Raw genomic sequence first — 21,416 nt, 5'->3', positions numbered from 1 at the left:
CTTACTGCAAGACCGCAATCAGCGGAGCCGCAAGCAGCGGAGAAATGGATACGAGGTCACGGAACAGGCGACGTTGCGGAGAGTCGCCTACCACGATGACGTCGTTTGCGAATACCGGCGGATCGTCATACGCACCCTGACGGATGGCCGCGACGTTGTAGAGACCGGCCATCCGGCGATCGCCCACGGTGCGCAGGATGACCACATCATCCTGGCGCGCGAATTCCGACAGCCCCTTTGCCGATGCGATCACGCGCATCAGAGTCATCTGGTTCGTGACGGGATACAGACCCGGCTCGACGACTTGTCCGTCGATCGTAACCACCTGACTGACCGAGCTCTTGATATTTACGGTGACGTCCGGATTGCGAACGAATTTCGCCCGTAGCGCCGTCTCAATCGTGTTTGCCAATTCTTCGGCAGTTTTGCCGCGGGCGTCGATCGTGCCGGCGAGCGGCATGGCGATGCGTCCACTGGCATCGACCTGCATCTCCCGGTTCAGTTCGGGGACATTGAAGACATCGACCTGGATCGTGTCCAGAGGTCCGATCAACGCTGGTCGATCCGCGGCGACAAGGTCGCCTCGCCCCGGTGGCGGCAGTACATGGCTACCCTCCATGACCGTCAGCCGATCGGTGGATGTTAGCTGCTGGCGGCTTGCGCAGCCAGACATGGCCGCCGCGATAGCAAGGGCGATACAGAACTTACGCATGCGCTTTCGGGCTTCCGGAAAAGCTGTGATAAACGCGTTGGGCTATAGTTAGCCGTCCGCAGCAGGTAAAGCCGTCCGCGCCGCGTCGGTTCGATTTAATCCAAGCCAAATCGCAGCGATTACGATGATAATCATCATCGTTGGCGTTCTAGCCGGATAGTCGAATATTGAAGATATCAAAGTCAGGCCAAGAATGGATGATCCCACTTTTGCGAGTTCCGGGCCATTGCGCCACGCCTTCATGCTATACAGCGCCCACCATCCAACAGCGAAGATGCAGATCAATATGGCAGCAATGCCGCCGTCAAGCGCAATTTCAAGAAAATCATTATGTGCGTGATTGAAATATGTCGCCTTAAGCATGGAAAATGGTTCGTGAATCCTGAATATGGGGTCAAATCCCCCAAATCCTGTACCAAATGGAAAGTAATCCATGACCATTGATAGCACCACTGGAATGGTACGTGCGCGCAAATCTTGGCCGGCATCGAGTGACAGCAATCTATCAATGGATACTGCGCGATTAGAATTCATGCTTATCGCGATGAAGATGGCTAGCAGGGCAAGTATGGCGGCGAAGGTGGTAGGCAAAAACCAGGATGGAAGACCGCGATAGTTCCGGCGAATGCCATGATAAAGCATTGGCAGTCCCGCAGCGACCCCTAGGCCGCCGACCATCAATCCGGCCCGCGACCCGCTGGCCAGGATCAGCAGGACGAATAATATTACCAGCCCACCCGCGACCGGGGCGCGCCACCTCGCCCGGCCTGATCCGGAAAATGCCCAAGCTGGTGCCAATGCGCAGCCGAATGCCAGGAACAGCGCGAAATGATTGCGATTGGCGAAATTGCCGCTCACTTGCCCCGGCGTGTCGTTGATCAGTGGATGGTCGAAGCCTGCGCCTGAAAATTGCAGCAGCCCAGGTATCGCAGCTGCCGCGATCATGCCCAGCAGAAGTGAGGGCAGCCATGCAAGTTCGCGCTTTTCCAGTCCGGCAACCAACAACAGGGCGGCAAAGGGCACGACGAGTGCTTCAGCGCTGTTTGCTGTTGCGCCTGGCACCAGGGCTAGCGGTCGCCACTCCGGTGAGCCAAGTAATTGGGCTGCCGTAATGGCTTGGCGCCCCGGCAGCATCTGCCATAAAGCCGGAGGCAGAGGGATCAACTGCACCAGCACCAGCACCAGAGCCGCCGACAGGATCAAGAATGCTGGCTTGGCTGCGGGCAGCGATGGTCGCGCGCCGAACAGCAGGCTGCCGATGATTGCGATCCAAGCGACCGTTCGCATGACGGTCTGGCCAAGGACGTCGGCGCGCGCCGCCCCCCCCGCGACCCAGGCCGTGACGATCAGCCCGAACAGCAGTGCGGCATTGACGCTTATCGTCGGCAGTCGGGTCGGTCGAGTGGATGCGGACATGCAAGTGCCTATCTTAGAGCCGAGCAAATTCGATCATGGTGGATCGCTATCCGGGCGACGGACTGCGAATTCAGCCGGTGCCCATGGTCGTTTTCCGGTCGATAAAATTTCACAAACGTTATGCTAGTCGAGCAATATGAATTTGTATGGGAGCCAATATTCTGCGTTTGAGGCGAAGTTAAGCCAGACAAATTGTACCGCAGCGGCGTAGGCGACAATGCCAAAGGTGATTATTTTGCTGGGCTGGCCTTCAGGGTTGAAGATCAATGGTAGCCTGGAAAAAACCAGCATCTGCATTGGGATGACGTAGATACCGATCCGGTCGAGGGCGACGGTCGACGCGGTGAAAAGTAACAATATGTTCAATAGCAGGCCCAGACAGGCAAAGGCGATCCAAAGGCGACGTTCGGCGCCCTCTAGGCGCAGCCTTTGTGAGAAAAACAGTACCATCAGGGCCGGTATGATATTCATTGCAAGTCGCGGCGCTGCACCGTCCGCTTGATAGACCTGCTCGACATACGTCGTCGAATAGCGGTCGACCGCAGAATCTAGTAGGAATACATAACCAAGAACGGATGCCATCAAGGTAAAGAACAATACCTGAAAGCGGTTCTGCGTATTGGAAATGCCGATCAGTGGTATCAAAACCAGTGCGGAGCGATGGAACGTGCTTGCAAGCAGTACGTAGAAGATGCTGGTGCGGATCGAATTATTGTGCAGTGCCACTAGCGCGAGCATGGCAAGGCCGATCGCCGCACCTTGGCGGGTGAAGCCCATCGCCACCACGATAGCCAGGAACGGCACGGCTACCACAATGGCCAGCCACGGATTTGGCTGTAGTTTCGCAAATCGTATCAAGCCCCATGCGAACAGCACGGAACATACGATGTTCACCGCCCAGATCCCCATGCCAAGCCGGTCGGCGGCTAGGTTGAGGAGCCCATAAAGTGGCTCGGTGATTTCGAACGCGGCGATAAGGCCCCACTGCGAAATCTCATCATACATGCGTTCGTAGGGGAACCAGTCGGCACCAACCTGCCACCGTAGTCCGATGAGCAGCACCATCAATGCGGCCGCGATCAGCAGCATCGGTGTCGGTCGATCCTGTTTCGACCCGCCATCCCAACCGAGAGCGCCAAGCGCAAAGACCGAGAACAGCAGCCAATACGGAAACATGATCAAACTCTCGACTGGGTGGGCTGCCTATCCGTCAGGGCTGTAATGTTGGGTCGAGGGGGGGTCCAGCCCGTTTCTTGTTCGACCGGCTCTCACGAACGTCGATCGGCCATTAAGATGTGGCCTCGCCCGGCTTGTCTGCTAAGCGGTCAGTTGGACGGGCGGCGCAAGTGGGGCGGTGGCGAGTGGTTTTTGACGGTTCAAATGCTTTGAGGGCAAACGGCGCTTCCGGTGGCGTTACAGTACCTGACCAGTCGCCAAAAACTGCAGCGATCCTGACAAACGGCGCGTATTCCCTATCGAATTTTCGTGGACCGCTGATCAAGGCGATGGTGAACGCCGGGGTTCGGGTCTATGCGCTTGCCCCGGATTTTGATGATTACACGCGCCAAGCGGTGGTTCGGCTTGGCGCTGTCCCGGTCGATGTCTCGATGGAGCGCACCGGTCTCAGCCCGGTGCGCGACCTGGGCGATACGATGGGATTGTATCGCACGCTACGCCGGCTGAAGCCGGATATGCTCTTCAGTTACTTCATCAAGCCGGTAATCTACGGAAGCATCGCAGCGCGTCTCGCCGGCGTCCCCCGCCGCTATGCGCTGGTGGCCGGGTTGGGCTACATCTTCGGATCGGATGATCGCAACAAGACGCCTAAGCGTCGTGCGCTGCGCTTGCTGGCATTAAGTCTGTATGGCCTCGCCTTCCGTGCCTGCCAGACGGTATTCTTCCAGAATCAGGACGATGTGCAGGAGTTCGTCGATGCGGGCATCCTGCCCGCAGCCAAGGCGTACTTGCTGGAGGGAACAGGCATTGATCTGAACGTGCTGGCAGAGGTCCCGCCCCCTACGTCGCCGGCAACCTTCCTGCTGATGGGACGGCTGCTGCGCGAAAAGGGGATCGTCGAATTTGCCGGGGCAGCGAAGATCGTCCACCAGAAATATCCGGATGCGCGTTTCGTACTGTTGGGCGGCCTCGACCCCAATCCCGGTGGCCTCAGTCAGGCGGAAGTCGAAGGGATGGTCGTCGACAGCGGTATGGAATGGCTCGGTCACGTCAATGACGTGAAGTCCCATATCGCCGCGTCGAGCGTCTATGTGCTGCCATCCTATTACCGGGAAGGAAAGCCGCGCAGCACGCAGGAAGCGATGGCGGTGGGCCGCGCCGTCATTACCACCGATTCTCCGGGTTGTCGCGATACGGTCGTCCCCGGCGTGAACGGCTTCATCGTTCCGGCGCGCGATGCCGATGCACTGGCGGCGGCCATGTGCCGCTTCATCGAAGAGCCCGACCTGATCGTCACGATGGGGCGTGAAAGTCGACGCCTCGCCGAGGAACGCTACGACGTTCACAAGATCAACCGCCAGATGCTGCAGAAATTTTCTATCGCCACCTGATCTGCGCGGCCCATCGGCCTTACGTCAAAATCGGCTCGATCATCACCATTGCCCTTTGTGATGACGAACCCTGTCTAGCGGGGGCGACGACCTCCGCGTCGCAGTTGTTCGCCAGCCACTGCAAAAGGTGAAGCCGCATTGGCCTGCGGATCGTAATAGCGATCGATGCGATTGCGGATACGCGACTGCACCCGGTTCTGGATGCGGGCGTCGATCCGCGCCATCGGAGTAATTCCGGTTTCCGCGGCCAAATCGTCGCGGGTTTGCTTCTGTCCGACCTGTCCCGCGGAGGATGTCGCGGTCTGGCCCAGCGGCGAGAGAATGGGCGCAGGTGCTGGAGCCACGGTTTCCGGTACGTCCTGCGGAGCGACCGCCACCCAAAGCAAAACAAAAGCTGCGATCGTCATGCCTGTTTCCTATTGCGGGCAGTGGCCATGTTTGTTCTTGCCACGCTCTATGGCAAGGAATGGCGGCCCCATGGGTTTCCCGGTTCCGTCGCTGGGAACCGGAATACGCCTGTCACGCGATCGACACCACCCCTTTGCTCAGGAGGGCGTGCCGGTCCAGAAGTCGCACACTGCATCGCAGACGCGATCGACCTGATCGTCGGTCATGTCGGCATAGAGCGGCAACCGGATCAGGCATTCGGTATACCGGTCGGCCTGTGGCAGCGGGCGGCCATCATGACGCCCTTCGAAGAACTTGCTGCGATGAAGCGACTGATAGTGGAAGACCGCACCGATCTTACGCGTCTTCAGATGTGCCAGCAGATCGGTTCGAACCTGTGCCGACGGCATCACCATGTAATACATGTGGGCATTGTTGGTGGCATAGTCCGGGATCGACGGCATCTGGACGCCGTGATTGCCTCCGATGGTGCGCAGCCGCGCGTCATAGCGCTGCCAGACATGCTTGCGACGAGCCTGGATCGCATCGATTTGTTCGAGCTGCGCCAGAAGATAGGCGGCGATCAGTTCGGACGGCAGGAAGGACGATCCGATATCGACCCATCCGTATTTGTCGACTTCGCCCCGGAAGAATGCGGATCGGTCGGTCCCTTTCTCCCGAATGATCTCCGCCCGGGCAACCAGGTCCGGCCGGTTGATGTGCAGCGTGCCGCCCTCACCGGCGATGATGTTCTTGGTTTCGTGGAACGAGAAGGCGGCAAGATCGCCCAGCGTGCCCAGCGGACGGCCGCGGAAGGATGATGCGATCCCCTGTGCGGCGTCCTCGACGATCATGATATCGTGACGCTGTGCAATATCGCGCAATGCATCCATCTCGCAGGCCACGCCCGCATAATGGACCGGGACGATGGCACGGGTACGCGGCGTTACCAGTTCGCGAACAGCCTCGTGATCCAGGTTCGGTTGGTCGGGAAGGCTGTCGACGAAGCGAATGGTCGCGCCGCGCAGCGCAAACGGATTGGCCGACGAAACGAAGGTGTAGCTGGGAACGATGACTTCATCGCCCGGCTTGATGTCGCACAGGATGGCCGCTGCTTCCAGCGCGTCGGTGCACGAGGTCGTCAGCAGCGACCGGCCCGAACCGAACTGTTGTTCGAGCAAGGCCTGCGATGCCTTGGTGAAGGGGCCGTCGCCGCACAGCTTCCGATTGCCGATTGCCTGCGCGATATACTCGGTTTCACGACCTGTGGCGTGGGGCACATTGAAGGGGATGTTCACGAGATCGTCCATAAGTGATGAATATCCGTTTGCGTTGCCAGACTGAAGCCCATGCGCGCATAGAAGCGGCAGGCGCCGATGTTATCCTGTTGAGTCGCGACGAAGATATTCGCCAGCCTTTGTCGCGCAGCCCAGGCATGGGCTGCGGTAATGAGTGCCCGGCCGACGCCCGATCCCTGGAAGGCCGGGTCGACGGCGATCAACCCGATCCTCGCCTGTTCGTCGCGTGCCTTGATCGTCACGAACCCGGTGATCCGATCCTCAGCGCGGTGGACGAGTACGATGTCCGCGATCGCACCGGACAGGCTGTTCTCAACCCATAGGCGATAGAGGCGCGACCAATTGTCGTGGCCGATCCGGGGATCGATCCTGAAGCGCGAATGCTCACCGCTTATCAAGGCAAGTGCGTTGAGGGCTTGTACTTCGGCAGAAGTGGCTGCGGCTGTTAACGCATCGACATGCTCCGGCCAGTCGGAACCGTTCGGGACATCGGTTCGATAGTCGAACTTCACGTCCACCAGTTGCCCGCCCGCATCCGCCACTGCCTGACGAAGGTCCGCACGATCGCTGGGATGGCTGACGACGATTAGCCGATAGCGGGCGTTGTCCGGCGGCCCCAGTGCATTACGGATGGCGGATCGATCGGCTGTGTTGTCGAGCGACAATGCGCCAACGTCATAACCGAAAAAAGCGCTATCCCATGTCAGCGGTTCGACCAAAGGATGAAGTCGCGGTTCAACGGACACGATAGGCTCCCTTGCCCATTGCGACGCGGGCAACCTCGCGCACGACGCCGAGGCTGTACTGCACCCGATCCAGGATGCCGAGCCGCGCGCAGGAGGGTTTTGCATTTGCGATCATGCGCTGTATTTCCCGCTCGGCTCCATCGATCGAATAGGATTGCGCCCGTGCCATCGATCGATCCGCCAGCGACTGGCGCGCTTCTTCCGACAAGTCGGCGAAGGCTGCTATCGCGTCCTTGAAGGGGATGGGGTGATCGTCATCGGCCCAGTCCGAGGTAAAGGTGCCGGTACGATCGGCAAAGAAGCCGGGGGTCGTCGGCTCTGGATTGTCGTCCAGGGCAACCAGCGATGGGACGCCCAGCGCTGACGCCTCGATCAACGTGGTGCCGGCACCGATATACAAATCGGCGCGGCCGACCACCTCCGCAAAGCGGGCATAGTCGAGTTTTCCGGCAAGATGGATGCAGTCTCCGACACCGGCCTGGGCAATCGCCTGCTGAATTCGCGGTGCTTCGACACCGTCGCCATAGATCGTCCATTCCACCGGAATGCCGGATGCCCGCAGGTCCGCGATCGTCGACGGCAAGGTGAAGTTGTACGTCTTGAACGGCGTGAAGCTGCCGATCGACACGATGCGCAGCGGCGTGCCTTCCGGTCGTGCGGGCCGGCGTTCGGGGGCATGGTCCGGTAACTGGATAAGCAGCGGCGACACGATGGAAGAGGCGATATCGGGCCCGAGCGTCGGGGCGTGGAACACGCGACAGCCCTCGGTGCAGAACACTACGTTTCCCAACCCGATCTGATCGAGTATCTGGTGGCTCAACCGGGATTTGTAATCATCCGCGACGCCCGAATATTCCCATTGAGAGAACACCCCGGCAACAAGCGGGGGGCAATGCGGCGAGCGAAGGGCCAGTGCCCCGAAGATGAGCGACAGACGGCCCGTGGTGAAGACGAGATCGCAATCCGCGGGGACCGCAGGAGCAAAGGGGAGAAAGGGTACCGGGAGCCATCGCGACAGAAAGCGCACTTCTGCCACACGCTCGAACTCGCGAAGCAGCGCCGGATCGCCCCCCGGCTTGACGAACCATATGTCGAGCTTATGGCCGCGCCGATGGAGCTCGCGGCACATCCGCAAGGAATAGGTTTCGATACCGCCCAAGGCCACCTGGCCTATGATGAACAAAATTCTCAACCAAATTTCCTCTGCGCCGGCAGTCGTCTTGATCGCGCTCTATTTGCCTCTCGGGTGCAAATCAAGGGATGCGTCCAATCTATAGGATCCGCATACACGTCATGCTAAACTATGTCGCATTCTACGGATTGGCCCGAATTCTATCAGGGTTGCTACTGTATTTATCATTTGTTGCGGCTCTATACGGGCTGGACAAGCAGCAATACCAGTATTTCTCGGTATCTTACCCGATGTATCAGATCATTGCGATGATCTGTTTCGGATGGATTACCGGGATCATGCCTTCGCTATTTTCAGGCGTGACGCCGGAAATGCGACATCGTGCAGAGCAGCAGGTAGTTCGTGCCTATGGTTGGATGATTGTCACGGCGATCATCTTGCTTTCGACAGTCTATGCAACGGGCGGCATCGAAATTCCTCTATTTCTAGTCGTTGTGCTGACCGGGCTTGTCATTATCGCCAGTGCAGGGGACGGTGTTCTCGTGCTGATCAATGCGCAGGAACGCCACCGGAGCTATCTGTTCGTTTCTCTCATTCGATATGGCGCCGCGCTGATATTGATGCTCGCGGTATTCCTGATGCCGTCCCTTGGTGCAGCGGGTGCCCTGGGGGCGTTGGCGTTGGGTGCTGCCTTTTCAATCGCTGCGTGGTGGCGGCAGCGTGAACGATACGCAGGTGAAACGCATCGCGTGCATTTGCGCGAGATCGGCTCGCTATTGGCGATCGGCCTGCCGGCGATGGTCGCGTTCAGCGTCTACCAGCTGTCAATGTCCGCCAGTCGCCTCATCATCGCACAGGGGTGTTCGCTGGCCACGGCGGCCACCCTGGGCGGGGTCAACGATCTGCTGACCGGCCCCCTGCTGATGATTTTCCAGGTCATCAACATGGCGTTCAATCCCAAGCTGTACGCGGCTGCGAACCAGGGCAATCTTGCCGCCCTGCGCAAGGTAGCCTTTACCGTCATCGGCGTGCAGCTGGCCGTGATCGTGCCGACGTCGCTGTTCCTGCTGGTGGCAGGGAAGCCGGTCGGCGCACTCCTGCTCTCCGATCGTCTGGGGCCGCAAGCGTCCGCGATCCTGCCCTATGTCGGCCTGGCAACATTGCTGTCGGTGTCACTCAACACCTCGATCGGCGTCGCCCTTGCGCGGAAGAAAGCGGGCATGATGGCGTTTTTCGGCCTTGCGGTAATCGCGGCGGCGTTGGCGCTGGCCTTTTTCCGCGGATGTGATCTCGTCGGCTTTACCCGGGGTTTCACGCTGCTCATGGCGATATCCGGCTGTACGGGCCTTGCCCTCATCTATGGTCTGACCCGGCCACTACCTGCCGATTGATGGGTACTCACCGGCCGTGCTGGATGCCGTTCCGGGGGCATGGTATTTCCGCAGAATGAAGCTTACTCGACGTGCTTTGCTGGGCTCCGCCGTGGTTCTGGGAAGCGGCCTGTCCGCCGGTGGTGCCAGTGGCGATGTCGTCTCCCCGAAGGATTTCGGCGCCCGGGGCGACGGGATCACCAATGATACCGACGCCTTTGCGGCCTGCGCTGCCTATATTAACGCCAGGGGTGGCGGCACGGTCGTTATTCCGCCCGGGACCTACATCGTCGGCCGTCAGGTAAAGGCCGGCGCATTGGGCAAGGGGGCCGCCTATCGCCCGGCACCCATATTACAGTTCAGAAATTGCTCCCGTCCGGTAACGATCAGCGGAAAGGGTGCCACGCTAAGGTTTGCGAAAGGCTTGCGGATGGGGGCATTCCATCCTGTCACTGGTGCTGCGCGCCTGACGCGACTGCCGTTCGTTGACTATGACTACCGCGCTGATCCGGGGATCATGATCGATGCGTCCGGCTGTGCCTCGCTGATCGTCGAGCACGTCGAACTGGACGGTAATCTTGCCGAACACGTCATCGGCGGCAAATGGTCGGTCGACGAGGGGTGGCAATGCTATGCCCATGGTATTCATACGGTATCGAACGACCGGGTGACCATCAGAGCCGTCCATGCGCATCATTTCGCCGTGGATGCGATGATGCAAGTCGATCATCGGCTTTCGCCGAATGCTGCGTCCAGACCAGTCACGCTGATGGACTGCACCTTTGAATATAATGCTCGACAGGGACTGAGCTGGGTCGGTGGCAATGCGCTTTCGGCAACCGGATGCAAATTCAATCACACCGGGCGCGCCCGCAATATTGGCCTTGATCGTGTGCTATCCTCTCCGCCGGGGGCGGGAGTGGATCTTGAGGCGGAAGAAAGCATCGTCCGTAACGGCCAGTTCATCGATTGCGAGTTTGTGAACAATGTCGGCGCAGGTGTTCTCGCGGCAAGCGGGCCAGTGCAGGATGTCGGTTTTTCAGGATGCAGGTTCGTTGGCACGACGGCTTGGTCGGCTTGGCCGGACAAGCCAGGCTTCCGTTTCGACGACTGCACGTTCCTCGGTGCCGTGGTCAATCCTTACGGCGACGGAGACGCAAGCCGTGCGACACAATTCCACCAGTGTAGGTTCGATGACGATCCTGCCGGGTCGCCAACCGGGCAGGTATATGGCGGTGTCAATCTGGATCGCCCGCTCGTGGACATGTCGAACCGGGAAAATGTCCTGTTCGACCTTTGTACGTTCCGCGCCACGCGTGGCAGTGCCCTGCCTTGGTCGACGCGAGCCATCTACAAGGATTGTACGATGCAGCAAGGGACCGGTGTGACCGGCTACCCCCGTGGCCGGTATATCGGTCGCAATTCGATCATTGGCAAAGTCGATATCAATGGATCGACCATCGGCGGTACATTGCAGTTGAACGGTCGGTTTCAAAACTGACAACAGGCTGTCGCGATCCTGTGCCACGATGCCACCGACCAAGCGATGGTCCCGTGACACAGGATCCCGGTACGGTCAGGCCCGCGTAGTGCCCAGGCGCTGGCCAACATACTGGTCGCGCAGCGGACGCCACCAGGCTTCGTTGGCGAGATACCAATCGATCGTACGCGCCAGTCCGGTCTCGAACGATTCTGCCTGGCCCCAGCCCAGTTCTTGCTCGATCTTCGACGGATCAATCGCATAGCGGCGGTCATGTCCGGGACGGTCGGTGACGAACTCGATCAGGTCGGCATATTTACTGCCATCCTTACGCGGCTGTCGCTCGTCCAGCAGCGCGCAGATCGTACGCACCACGTCGAGATTGGTCCGTTCCGCCCGTCCGCCGATCACATAGGTCTCGCCCGGCTGTCCATCGCGCGCAACGCATTCCAAGGCGCGCGCGTGATCCTCGACGAAAAGCCAATCGCGGACGTTTGCACCTGCGCCGTAAACCGGCAGTTTCTCACCATGCAATGCGTTCAGGATGGTGAGCGGGATCAGCTTTTCGGGATAGTGGAACGGCCCGTAATTATTCGAGCAGTTCGAAAGCACTACCGGCAAACCATAGGTGTGGTGCCAGGCGCGCGCCAAATGATCCGATGCCGCCTTGGACGCCGAATAAGGCGAAGAGGGATCATAGGGTGTGGTTTCAGTGAACACGCTGTCGTCGAACGGCAGGTCGCCGAAGACCTCGTCCGTCGACACATGATGGAAGCGGAATACCGCTCGGTCGTCCGCTTCCAGCTCGCGCCAATATTGCAGTGCGGCCTCGAGCAGCCGGAAGGTCCCTACGATATTCGTTTCGATAAAGTCGGCAGGCCCGTCGATTGACCGATCGACATGGCTTTCCGCTGCCAGATGCATGACCGTATCGATCTTCTCTTCGCGCAACAGTTGCCCGACAAGCGCGCTGTCGCCGATATCGCCTTGGACGAAACGATAATTGTCATTGCCATCGATCGTCGCAAGCGATGCCAAGTTGCCGGCATAGGTAAGCTTATCAAGATTGATCACCCGGCATTTGCCGCCGGCCGCCAAGTGACGGCACACCGCCGATCCGATGAAACCGGCGCCGCCCGTGACGAGAATGTTCTGAAAGCGTTGCATATCAAACTCTACCGGAATGCTGCTGTGGCGGGGCCTTCTGCGGCCCGACGATGGAGGTAGGTGGCATAGCCGGACTTTCCGAGCTTTTCGGCGCAACGGCGCAATTGCGTCGTATCGATATAACCCAGATCGAATGCGATCTCCTCAGGAGCCATGACCTTGATACCCTGCCGCAATTCCATCATCCGAACGAAGGCGGACGCTTCGTGGAGGCTGTCATAGGTCCCGGTATCGAACCATGCGAAGCCACGACCGAACAGTTTTACGTCCAGTGCTCCGCTTTCGAGATAGACCCGATTGACGTCGGTAATCTCCAACTCGCCTCGCGGAGACGGCGCGATCTTCGATGCGATGTCGACCACCATATTATCGTAAAAATATAGTCCGGTGACCGCCCAGTTTGACTGGGGTTCGGCGGGCTTCTCGACGATATCGAGTGCCTTTCCGGTTTCGGCGTCTATCGTAACGATGCCATATCGATGAGGATCATCGACGCGATGCGCAAATACGGTTGCACCTGACGAACGAGATGCGGCCTGACGGCACAAGCTGCCAAGGCCGGAACCATAAAAAATATTGTCGCCCAGTATCAGCGCAACGGAGTCATCTCCGATAAAGTCTCGACCGATAATGAATGCCTGGGCTAACCCGTCAGGGCTTGGCTGCTCAGCATAACTCAGCGAAATTCCCAGGCTGCTTCCGTCTCCTAACAAGTTACGGAAGGCAGGCAAATCTCTGGGCGTGGAAATGATTAATATTTCCCTAATGCCTGCAAGCATTAGTGTCGAAAGCGGATAATAAATCATCGGCTTATCGTAAATTGGCAGCATCTGCTTTGAAAGTGCCAGCGTAACAGGATAGAGGCGAGTGCCGCTCCCTCCAGCAAGAATTATTCCTTTCAAAGTCAAAATCCTTCCAGTCGCGTCGTAATTTACGTGGGACCCTTAGTCGCTTTGGTAAATCTCGCAAGCCCCGAGGAGGTGTGTGCTGCCCTCGCTTAGCAGGGCTTTCAATCTGGGACGGTAAGCATCTTGTTCATGGATCGGTCACGCGCGTCATCTTTTCGCCTGCATCCATGCCTTGGTGAGGCCGTATCATACGATGTCTCGAAATTTGCTTTGGGGGAGTGGTCCAGCAATACGGCACCATATTTTCTACTCGAAAGCACGAAAACACGCGTCTCACGTGAGGCATATCGTGCGGCCGATCGCGCCACCCTCCCCAATCTTCGTGCTTTCGAGTAGAAATACCCCATGACCCGCAAGCCTCCCGCCCCGCGCACCCCCACCCGTCCGCAGGGCGACCTTTTCCGCCTCGACAGCCCGCTGACCGCCGAGATCCGGGGCGAGCGGTCGTTGATGGCGTTCCCGTTCTTCGCGCTGGCCAAGAATGCGTGGATGAAGCCGCTGACCTACCAGGCGAACAACGTCACGATCGAGGTCCGCCCGTCGGCGAGCGGGGTCGCGACCATCTATGACAAGGAAATCGTTCTCTATATCGCCAGCCTGATGCTGGCGAAGATCGAGGTGGGTGAGAGCGTTACCCAGGATTTCGTCTTCACCGCGCACGATCTGTTCACGGTGACCGGGGCCAATCACTCGGCCCGGTCGTACGGGCGACTGTCGGAGGCGCTGGAGCGGCTGCAGGGTACGCAGATCAAGACCAACATCGAAGCGGGCGGCGAAGGCGAGGAAGGCTTCTTCTCGTGGCTGTCCGAGGCCAAGCTGCATTATTCGCGCACCCGCGGCGGCGAGCGGCGGCTGAAGGCGGTCAAGGTGCGGCTGTGCGACTGGCTGTTCCGCGCGATCCTGCTCGACCGGCACGTGCTCGATTATGCTGCGGCGTATTTCCAGCTCGGCCCGATCGAGCGGCGCATCTATGAAGTGGCGCGATCGAGCGGTGAGGAGCGGTTGGAAACCGACCTCGCGACGTTCCGCCTGCAGATCGGCTACCAGAACCCCCTTCCCAATTTTCGCAATGCTTTGAAGCAGATAGCGGCAGCCGACAGCATCCCCGACTATCGGCTCGAGCTGATCGAACAGGCGATGGACGAGAGCGATGCCCCTAGGCGTGGGCGGCGCAGCGCCCCGGTGCAGGTGGTGCTGACCCGGCGGCCGGCGCAGCTGGGCCGTAGTGATTCGGAAGCAGGCGAATCACCCGTCGGTTGAGCGGCGCATTTCCTACCCGAAAGCACGAAGTTGCGCGGCGTATTCCTATCCGAAAGCACGAATCGGCAGGTGCTTTCCTACTCGAAAGCACGAATCGAACGGCGGAGTTTGCGCCGAAACGGGTGCAATTTCGGCTTTCCTACTCGAAAGCACGAACCGGGAACGCTTCCGATGTTGGATTTCATCTGCAAAGGTCACGTCAGCAGTCGGCAGCGGGGCCGGCGGATGAGGGAATGGCCGTGACCACATAAAGGAAAGCCCGGCACGAAGGCCGGGCGTCCCAAGGGTATTTGGAGCGACGTCGCCAAACGTCGAACTCATCTCAACAGGTTCTCCAAATACCCCCGATCGCTTGCCGGTTCAAGGACGCGCGTTTCGCGCCACGCCCCTTTTTTGCAAAACTGGTCCCGGCCCCGGACAAGGGGGACGATGATGGCGCTCATTCTGGCGCAGGCGATTGCGCGCATCGGCGCGCTGGACCAGGGCGCGCGCATCGGCGTGGTGGGGAGCGGTACGGCGACCGAACCGCGGGCACCGCGCCGCGGCGGCCTGCATCGCACCGGCATGCCGGTACGGCGCGGCAGCGTCGAGGCGGGGACGGTCGAGGACAATTTCTTTGCGGTACCGGCCAAGGGCGAGACCGACCGGCTGCTGCGCGCCGCGCGCGCCGCGCTGGATGCCGGTCGCCGTGCCCGTCGCACGGCGCGCGCCGAGGGGCGGATACTGGATGCGGGTGAGGCGGCGCTGGCCGGCCTTACCGCCGGCGCCGTGCGTGTGTTCGAGGAGATCTGCACGCTCGCCCGGCTGAATGCCGGCAAGGTCTTTCCAACCTATGACCATCTGGCTCGGGCGACCGCGCTCGGCCGGGCGACGGTGGCGCGAGCGCTGTCGGCGCTGGAGGCGGCGGGGTTCCTGATCCGCCAGCGCCGCTTCTGCCGCACGACTGGCAGCGGCCCGCGCTATCGCCAGACCTCGAATATCTATCGCGCGCTGCTGCCGGGCAAGCTGTTGCGCTTGCTGCCGCGCAGCCTGCACCCCGCACAGCTGCCGTGCGACGCGATCGTGCATCAGGCGGAAGCGGCGGCCGAGCTGGCTGCGATGCGCGCGACGCTCAGCTGCAAGGAGCTGGCCGAGGTGACGCTGGGTGGTGCGCTCGGTCGGGTGTTGGCCTCGCTTGGCGCAGCGATCGATCGTGCCGCGTGCGAGTCTCATTCCGATCCGGAACCACTACAAGAGTCTTATCATAAGACGACAAATGTCGTTGGCCTTGCCGGCCAACGGCACCAAGCCTGACGGCTACAATGAGGAAGAAACAACGCCCACCGAAAAACCAACCGCCAGCGGAACCTGCGGGACGCACCGGCTTACGCCGGCGCGATGCTCTCCGGCGAGAGCAAGTGGCGGCCGGGAGGATGACCATTTGCGTAAATCTGCTTGGAAAGGGCAGATTCTCATCAAACCATCATATGGTCCACGAAGGTGCCACTCGTCGGGACATCAGCCAATGCCCTCGTATTTTTTGTGAGGTGCGCCGATACCGGTCTTGGCCAACCCCTTTCCCCTGAGAAATGGCTGATGGCGATCGTTGCGAATCGCCGATTTCATTCGGATGGAAAGCTGGTAGAGGCCCGGCTGACTTGTGAACGATGTGGATGTTGGAACGATGAAGAGCCCTGTTCTGGTTACCGGTGTCGCGGGCTTTATCGGACATGCTACTGCCCATCGCCTGCTCGATCGTGGCGAACGGGTAGTCGGCGTGGATATCGTAAACGATTATTATGATACTTCCTTGAAGGAGGCGCGTCTTGCGACCTTTGCAGGGAAGGAAAACTTTGAATTCCATCGTGTCGATATTTCGGATGCGCCCGCGATTTCGGAGCTTGTTCGATCGTACGGAATTACGCGGGTCGTTCACTTGGCTGCGCAGGCCGGCGTTCGCTACAGCATCGATAATCCGTTCGCCTATGAACGGGCCAACCTTGCTGGCCATCTCTCCATTCTCGAAGCATGCCGCCATGCGGACAATTTCGTTCATCTGGTCTATGCGTCCTCCAGCTCGGTCTATGGTGATAAACCGATGGGAGGGGCAGGATTTACGGAAGAGGAACCGGCAGCCGAGCCGGTTTCTCTTTACGCTGCGACCAAGCGTGCCTGTGAATTGATGAGCCATTCCTATGCAAAGCTTTATGGCTTCGCGCAGACCGGACTGCGCTTCTTCACGGTGTATGGCCCGTGGGGCCGGCCGGACATGGCCTATTTTTCCTTTTCCCAGAAAATCCTGGCGGGACAGCCGATCGAAGTCTTCGGAGAAGGCCGCATGGCGCGGGACTTCACCTATATCGATGATATCGTCGATGGCATCCTGGGTGCGCTCGACAATCCTCCACCCGCCAAGGAGCATCGGGTGCTCAATATCGGCGACAGCCATCCGGTTGGGTTGATGGAGATGATCTCGACGCTGGAAAAGGCGATCGGCCGTGAAGCAATCAAGATCATGAAGCCGATGCAGCTAGGCGACGTCACGGCGACCTATGCCGACGTATCCAAGCTGCATGCGCTGACCGGCTATGCTCCGAAAGTTATGTTGGCGGAGGGGTTGCAGCGTTTTGCGGATTGGTATCGGGAATATTACGCACAACGCTGATCCAAACTAAGGGGGATGAAACCATCCCCCTCAGTGCGGCGCGACGCCCAGTTCGACGCCGGTCTTGTCGTGGAGCGCGAAGCGGTCGATCAGGTCGGCGCTGGCGCGGTTATAGCCGATGACGGTGACGGTCGCGCCCTGCTGGCGCAGGCGGGCGACGATCTTGTCGAGTGCGTCGACGCCCGAAATGTCCCAGAAATGCGCCGCCGACACGTCGATCGTCACCGGCCCCGGCGCTTCCACGGCAAAGGCGCGGCGGAAGCGGTCGACCGAGGCGAAGAAGATCTGCCCCCCGACCCGGTAGGTCACGCCGGCCGCATCCTCGGTTCGCTCGACCGCGAACATCCGCTGGACTTTCCCTGCGAAGAACACGCCCGACAGCAGCACGCCGGCCAGCACGCCCAGCGACAGGTCGCGAGTCGCGACGACGACCGCGACCGTCACCAGCATGACGATCGAGGAGGTCGGCGGGTGACGCCGCAGGTTGGCGATCGAATTCCAGCTGAACGTGCCGATCGACACCATGATCATCACCGCGACCAGCGCCGGCATCGGCACCCGCCCGACCCAGGGGCCGAGCACGGCGAGCAGGAACAGCAGGAACGCACCGGCGACGAAGGTCGACAGTCGCCCGCGACCACCCGAGGTCACGTTGATGACCGACTGCCCGATCATCGCACAGCCGCCCATGCCGCCGAACAGCGCGGCGACGATGTTCGCGCCGCCCTGGCCCGCGCATTCCTGCGCCTTGTCACTGTCGGTATCGGTCATGTCGTCGACGATCTGCGCGGTCAGCAGCGATTCCAGCAGGCCGACGGCGGCCATGGTCAGCGACGTGGGCAGGATGATCCAGAGCGTCTCGAGCGTCAGCGGCACCTGTGGCCACGCGAAGCTCGGCAGCCCCTCGGGCAATTGCCCCATGTCGCCGACGGTGTTGACCGGCAGGCTCATCGCGATGCTGATGCCGCTCAGCACGAGGATCGCGACCAGCGGCGACGGCACCGCGCGGGTGATGCGCGGCAACAAATAGATGATGGCGAGGCCCAGCGCGATCAGCGCATAGCTGTGCCAGCTGACCCCGGTCAGCTGTGGCAGCTGCGCCATGAAGATCAGGATGGCGAGCGCGTTGACGAAGCCGGTGATGACCGAGCGCGACACGAACTGCATCACCCGGTCGAGCCGCAGCAGCCCGGCGGCGATCTGGATCAGGCCCATCAGGATCGTCGCGGCGAACAGATACTCGACGCCGTGGTCGCGGACCAGCGGCCCCACCAGCACCGCGACGGCGGCGGTCGCGGCGGAGACCATGCCCGGCCGCCCGCCCAGAAACGCGATCGTCATCGCGATCGCGACCGAGGCGTACAGGCCGATGCGCGGGTCGACCCCGGCGATGATCGAAAAGCCGATCGCTTCGGGGATCAGCGCCAGCGCGACGACGATCCCGGCGAGGACGTCGCGGCGGATCTGGACGGCGCCGCCGAACCATTGGCGGCGGTAGGTTGCAAAATCGAACGTCATGGAAATTCCACATCGGGCCGCAGCGCGCATCACTCGGGCGCGGATCATGGCTGCGGGGGATGTTGTCCGGCGGATCGGCGGCCGGAATAGCCACCCGGAATTGCACCGGGTCCTTGCGAATGGTGCGCCCATAGCCGCAAGCGGGCGGTGTGGGCAAGCCGCCGCGTTGGTCCGCCAACATCCGCAACCTGCGCGTAGGTTATACGTTCTGCCGGGCGGTCGACCCTTGTGTCCCGCCGCCGTGGTTTCGCGGTTCGGGGCGCCCCCATCCGAAAAGCGCCCGCGACCATGGCGAGAACGAGGCCGAACATGCAGGATTACAAGACGGTGCTGGCTGGCAAATGCCCCTTTGGCGGCGACCGGATCGGCGGCACCCTCGGCACCCCGCCGACGCTGGCCGACTGGTATCCCGACCGGCTGCGCATCGAGCTGCTGGCCCGCAATGCCCCCTCGGCCAACCCGTTGGGCACCGATTTCGATTATCCGGCGGCGTTCGCGAAGATCGACCTCGCCGCGCTGAAGAACGAAATCAAGGGCTTCCTGACCAGCTCGGTCGACTGGTGGCCGTCCGACTATGGCAATTACGGGCCGCAGATGATCCGCATGGCGTGGCATTCGGCCGGCAGCTACCGCATCGCCGACGGGCGCGGTGGTGCCGGTGAGGCGATGCAGCGCTTCGCCCCGATCGAAAGCTGGTGGGACAACGGCAATATCGACAAGTCGCGCCGCCTGCTGTGGCCGATCAAGGCGAAGTATGGCGCGTCGCTGTCGTGGGCCGACCTGATCGTGCTGACCGGCACCTGCGCGCTCGAGATCATGGGCTTTCCGACCTACGGCTTTGCCGGCGGGCGCGAGGATGCGTGGATCGCCGACGACGCGACCTATTGGGGCCCGGAGGTATGGGACCCCGAGCATATCGAATCGTTCGATTCGATGACGATGCGTGACAAGCGCTGGCGGGGCCAGAATGGCGATGCCGATTACGACCTCGAACAGCCGCTGGCCGCGTCGAACCAGGCGCTGATCTACGTCAATCCCGAAGGGCCGTATGGCAAGGGCGATCCGGAAGCATCGGCGCGCGATATCCGCGTGACCTTCACCCGGATGGCGATGAACGATGAGGAGACGGTGGCGCTGATCGCCGGTGGTCACGCGTTCGGCAAGAGCCACGGCATGGTCCCGCCCGATCGTATCGGCGCGCCGCCCGAAATGGCCCCGGTCGAGGCGATGGGCCTGGGCTGGCATAACCCTGAAGGTAGCGGCAACGCCGAAAACACCATGACCAACGGTATCGAGGGCAGCTGGACCCAGCACCCGACGCGCTGGGACAATGACTATCTCCACAATCTGTTCGGCAACGAATGGGAACAGACGCGCAGTCCGGCGGGATCGCTGCAATGGACCCCGGTCGACAAGAACGCACCGCAGACCCCCGACGCGCATATTCCGGGCAAGACCCATCCGCTGATGATGATGACCAGCGACATCGCGCTGAAGGTCGATCCGGTCTATCGCACGATCTGCGAGCGGTTCCTGAACGACTTCGATTACTTCACCGAGCAGTTCTCGAAGGCGTGGTACAAGCTGACCCACCGCGACATGGGGCCGCGTGAGCGCTATATCGGGCCGGAGGCGACGATCGCCCCCGACCTGCTGTGGCAGGACCCGATCCCGGAGCGTGACCATGCGCTGATCGATGCGGGCGACGTGGCGGCGCTGAAGCAGACGATCGCGGGCACCGGCCTGTCGGTGTCCGACCTGGCCTATACCGCGCTGTCGGCGGCACTCCCCTATCGCGACAGTGACAAGCGCGGCGGCGCGAACGGCGCGCGCCTCGCGCTCGCCCCGCAAAAGGACTGGGACATCAACGCGCGTACCCGCCCGGTCATCGAGGCGTTGCAGGGCGTAAAGGCCGCGTTCGACGGTAGCGCGGGCGACAAGCGCGTGTCGCTTGCCGACCTGATCGTGCTGGGCGGCGTGGTCGCCATCGAACGCGCGGCGGCCGATGCCGGCCATGCGGTCGAAGTACCGTTCACCGCCGGGCGGCGCGACACCACCGATGCGCTGACCGATGCCGACAGCTTCGAATGGCTGCGCCCGGTCGTCGACGGCTTCCGCAACTATACCGACCCGCATTTCGCCGAGGTGACGGCGGGCCGTGTCGCGCCGGAACAGCTGTTCCTCGACAAGGCGGCGTTGCTGCGCCTGAGCGTGCCCGAATGGGCGGCGCTGACCGGCGGCCTGCGCGTGCTGGGCGCGAACTGGGACGGCAGCGAGGCGGGCGTGTTCACGACCCGCAAGGAGACGCTGACCAACGACTTCTTCGTGCATGTCACCAGCATGGACCATGTGTGGGCGAAGGCCGACGAGGCCGGGCAGCGCTTCGCGATCAACGACCGGGCAACGGGGGAAAAGCGCTACGACGCGACCCGCTACGACCTGATCTTCGGCGCCAACAATCAGCTGCGCGCGGTGAGCGAGGTCTATGCGGCGGTCGACGGGCAGGAGCGTTTCGTGCGCGATTTCGTGGCCGCATGGGACAAGCTGATGACCGCCGACCTGTTCGGCGAGGCACGGGCGCACCGCATCGGGTAAGGACGCCGGTCGCACCCGTCCTTCGAGGTCCCGTACCCCCGCCTGTGCGGGGGTACGGGACTGTAATCCGCAGAATGCAAAACGGCGGCCCTCCCCTGTCGGGAGGACCGCCGTTTTCCTGTGGCGTGGGTTCTGATCGACTTGCGTCGATGCGGTACCGGCCCGCTCCCCCACCCGGCCACCCAATCAGGATACGCTGTGGGTGGCCGGGTGGGG

The 21,416-nt window shown here is 61.1% G+C and carries 17 protein-coding genes and 1 other annotated feature; of the genes, 7 read left to right on the top strand and 10 right to left on the bottom strand.

The genetic code is table 11. From position 1 onward, the window contains the following. Position 1 precedes the first annotated feature (1 nt). The 3 genes from ASE58_RS17010 to ASE58_RS17000 form a co-directional block, all read right to left on the bottom strand. The gene (locus tag ASE58_RS17010) at positions 2-712 is read right to left on the bottom strand and encodes a polysaccharide biosynthesis/export family protein (protein WP_055824119.1); all 711 of its coding nucleotides are present in this window, start codon (positions 710-712) and stop codon (positions 2-4) included. Between the two features lie 48 nt (positions 713-760). Next, positions 761-2,128: an O-antigen ligase family protein gene (locus ASE58_RS17005; protein ID WP_055824116.1), complete on the bottom strand. Its 1,368-nt coding sequence runs from the start codon at positions 2,126-2,128 to the stop codon at positions 761-763. 123 nt (positions 2,129-2,251) lie between these two features. Continuing rightward, positions 2,252-3,304, bottom strand: a complete 1,053-nt coding sequence (locus ASE58_RS17000; protein WP_082468241.1) for an EpsG family protein — start codon at positions 3,302-3,304, stop codon at positions 2,252-2,254. Between the two features lie 185 nt (positions 3,305-3,489). Between ASE58_RS17000 and ASE58_RS16995 the strand changes: the two genes are divergently transcribed. Continuing rightward, on the top strand, positions 3,490-4,695 hold the full coding sequence (locus ASE58_RS16995; RefSeq protein ID WP_235513684.1) for a glycosyltransferase family 4 protein: 1,206 nt from the start codon (positions 3,490-3,492) through the stop codon (positions 4,693-4,695). A gap of 74 nt (positions 4,696-4,769) precedes the next feature. Here ASE58_RS16995 and ASE58_RS18065 read toward each other — a convergent pair whose 3' ends face one another. The 4 genes from ASE58_RS18065 to ASE58_RS16980 all read right to left on the bottom strand — a co-directional run bounded on the left by ASE58_RS18065 (position 4,770) and on the right by ASE58_RS16980 (position 8,318). After that, positions 4,770-5,102 carry a hypothetical protein gene (locus ASE58_RS18065; RefSeq protein ID WP_156347816.1) on the bottom strand — a complete coding sequence of 111 codons (333 nt, stop codon included), beginning with the start codon at positions 5,100-5,102 and terminating at the stop codon, positions 4,770-4,772. Between the two features lie 138 nt (positions 5,103-5,240). Further along, the gene (gene rffA / locus ASE58_RS16990) at positions 5,241-6,392 is read right to left on the bottom strand and encodes a dTDP-4-amino-4,6-dideoxygalactose transaminase (RefSeq protein ID WP_055824107.1); all 1,152 of its coding nucleotides are present in this window, start codon (positions 6,390-6,392) and stop codon (positions 5,241-5,243) included. Then, positions 6,377-7,126: a GNAT family N-acetyltransferase gene (locus ASE58_RS16985; RefSeq protein ID WP_162233542.1), complete on the bottom strand. Its 750-nt coding sequence runs from the start codon at positions 7,124-7,126 to the stop codon at positions 6,377-6,379. The genes rffA and ASE58_RS16985 overlap by 16 nt, the downstream gene beginning before the upstream one ends. Continuing rightward, entirely contained in the window at positions 7,116-8,318 is a 1,203-nt protein-coding gene (locus tag ASE58_RS16980; RefSeq protein ID WP_156347815.1) for a glycosyltransferase, read from the bottom strand. Before ASE58_RS16980 ends, ASE58_RS16985 begins: the two co-directional genes overlap by 11 nt. Positions 8,319-8,419: 101 nt before the next feature. Here ASE58_RS16980 and ASE58_RS16975 point away from each other — a divergent pair, with 101 nt between their 5' ends. Together ASE58_RS16975 and ASE58_RS16970 are read left to right on the top strand one after the other, a co-directional pair. Further along, positions 8,420-9,649 (top strand): hypothetical protein, encoded by a 1,230-nt coding sequence (locus tag ASE58_RS16975; RefSeq protein WP_156347814.1) that lies wholly within the window; start codon positions 8,420-8,422, stop codon positions 9,647-9,649. Between the two features lie 55 nt (positions 9,650-9,704). Continuing rightward, a complete protein-coding gene (locus tag ASE58_RS16970; protein WP_082468235.1) occupies positions 9,705-11,129 on the top strand; it encodes a glycosyl hydrolase family 28-related protein in 1,425 nt (474 codons plus the stop codon). A gap of 75 nt (positions 11,130-11,204) precedes the next feature. On the opposite strand, the gene rfbB is transcribed toward ASE58_RS16970, so the two are convergent. Continuing rightward, entirely contained in the window at positions 11,205-12,275 is a 1,071-nt protein-coding gene (rfbB, locus tag ASE58_RS16965) for a dTDP-glucose 4,6-dehydratase (RefSeq protein ID WP_055824089.1), read from the bottom strand. A gap of 8 nt (positions 12,276-12,283) precedes the next feature. Next, positions 12,284-13,177 (bottom strand): glucose-1-phosphate thymidylyltransferase RfbA, encoded by an 894-nt coding sequence (gene rfbA / locus ASE58_RS16960; RefSeq protein WP_055824086.1) that lies wholly within the window; start codon positions 13,175-13,177, stop codon positions 12,284-12,286. Between the two features lie 351 nt (positions 13,178-13,528). On the opposite strand from rfbA, the gene ASE58_RS16955 reads away from it, so the two are divergent. The 3 genes from ASE58_RS16955 to ASE58_RS16945 all read left to right on the top strand — a co-directional run bounded on the left by ASE58_RS16955 (position 13,529) and on the right by ASE58_RS16945 (position 17,087). After that, entirely contained in the window at positions 13,529-14,443 is a 915-nt protein-coding gene (locus tag ASE58_RS16955; protein WP_055824082.1) for a replication initiator protein A, read from the top strand. 432 nt (positions 14,444-14,875) lie between these two features. After that, complete coding sequence (locus tag ASE58_RS16950) at positions 14,876-15,736, top strand: helix-turn-helix domain-containing protein (protein WP_055824077.1); 861 nt, start codon at positions 14,876-14,878, stop codon at positions 15,734-15,736. 370 nt (positions 15,737-16,106) lie between these two features. After that, positions 16,107-17,087, top strand: coding sequence for an NAD-dependent epimerase/dehydratase family protein (locus ASE58_RS16945; RefSeq protein ID WP_055824074.1), 981 nt, complete (start codon positions 16,107-16,109; stop codon positions 17,085-17,087). A gap of 30 nt (positions 17,088-17,117) precedes the next feature. On the opposite strand, the gene ASE58_RS16940 is transcribed toward ASE58_RS16945, so the two are convergent. Further along, complete coding sequence (locus ASE58_RS16940) at positions 17,118-18,605, bottom strand: SulP family inorganic anion transporter (RefSeq protein WP_055824071.1); 1,488 nt, start codon at positions 18,603-18,605, stop codon at positions 17,118-17,120. 60 nt (positions 18,606-18,665) lie between these two features. After that, positions 18,666-18,721 (bottom strand) — a sequence feature (sul1 is cis-regulatory element that is thought to sense ions involved in sulfur or methionine metabolism; They are found in Alphaproteobacteria). Between the two features lie 172 nt (positions 18,722-18,893). Between ASE58_RS16940 and katG the strand changes: the two genes are divergently transcribed. Next, on the top strand, positions 18,894-21,200 hold the full coding sequence (gene katG / locus ASE58_RS16935; protein ID WP_055824068.1) for a catalase/peroxidase HPI: 2,307 nt from the start codon (positions 18,894-18,896) through the stop codon (positions 21,198-21,200). The last annotated feature ends 216 nt before the right edge of the window (positions 21,201-21,416 follow it).

The sequence above is a fragment of the Sphingomonas sp. Leaf9 genome, assembly GCF_001421355.1.
Taxonomy (GTDB): Bacteria; Pseudomonadota; Alphaproteobacteria; order Sphingomonadales; family Sphingomonadaceae; genus Sphingomonas.
Note: the sequence above shows the minus strand (reverse complement) of the source record. Positions and strands in the feature narration are given on the sequence as shown.

Coding starts and splice junctions, on each gene's coding strand:
- ASE58_RS18065 (WP_156347816.1), bottom strand. CDS start 5,102: ATGACGATCGCAGCTTTTGTTTTGCTTTGGGTGGCGGTCGCTCCGCAG.
- ASE58_RS17005 (WP_055824116.1), bottom strand. CDS start 2,128: ATGTCCGCATCCACTCGACCGACCCGACTGCCGACGATAAGCGTCAAT.
- rfbB (WP_055824089.1), bottom strand. CDS start 12,275: ATGCAACGCTTTCAGAACATTCTCGTCACGGGCGGCGCCGGTTTCATC.
- ASE58_RS17000 (WP_082468241.1), bottom strand. CDS start 3,304: ATGTTTCCGTATTGGCTGCTGTTCTCGGTCTTTGCGCTTGGCGCTCTC.
- ASE58_RS17010 (WP_055824119.1), bottom strand. CDS start 712: ATGCGTAAGTTCTGTATCGCCCTTGCTATCGCGGCGGCCATGTCTGGC.
- ASE58_RS16940 (WP_055824071.1), bottom strand. CDS start 18,605: ATGACGTTCGATTTTGCAACCTACCGCCGCCAATGGTTCGGCGGCGCC.
- ASE58_RS16955 (WP_055824082.1), top strand. CDS start 13,529: ATGACCCGCAAGCCTCCCGCCCCGCGCACCCCCACCCGTCCGCAGGGC.
- rffA (WP_055824107.1), bottom strand. CDS start 6,392: ATGGACGATCTCGTGAACATCCCCTTCAATGTGCCCCACGCCACAGGT.
- ASE58_RS16950 (WP_055824077.1), top strand. CDS start 14,876: ATGGCGCTCATTCTGGCGCAGGCGATTGCGCGCATCGGCGCGCTGGAC.
- ASE58_RS16970 (WP_082468235.1), top strand. CDS start 9,705: ATGAAGCTTACTCGACGTGCTTTGCTGGGCTCCGCCGTGGTTCTGGGA.
- katG (WP_055824068.1), top strand. CDS start 18,894: ATGGCGAGAACGAGGCCGAACATGCAGGATTACAAGACGGTGCTGGCT.
- ASE58_RS16975 (WP_156347814.1), top strand. CDS start 8,420: ATGCTAAACTATGTCGCATTCTACGGATTGGCCCGAATTCTATCAGGG.
- ASE58_RS16945 (WP_055824074.1), top strand. CDS start 16,107: ATGAAGAGCCCTGTTCTGGTTACCGGTGTCGCGGGCTTTATCGGACAT.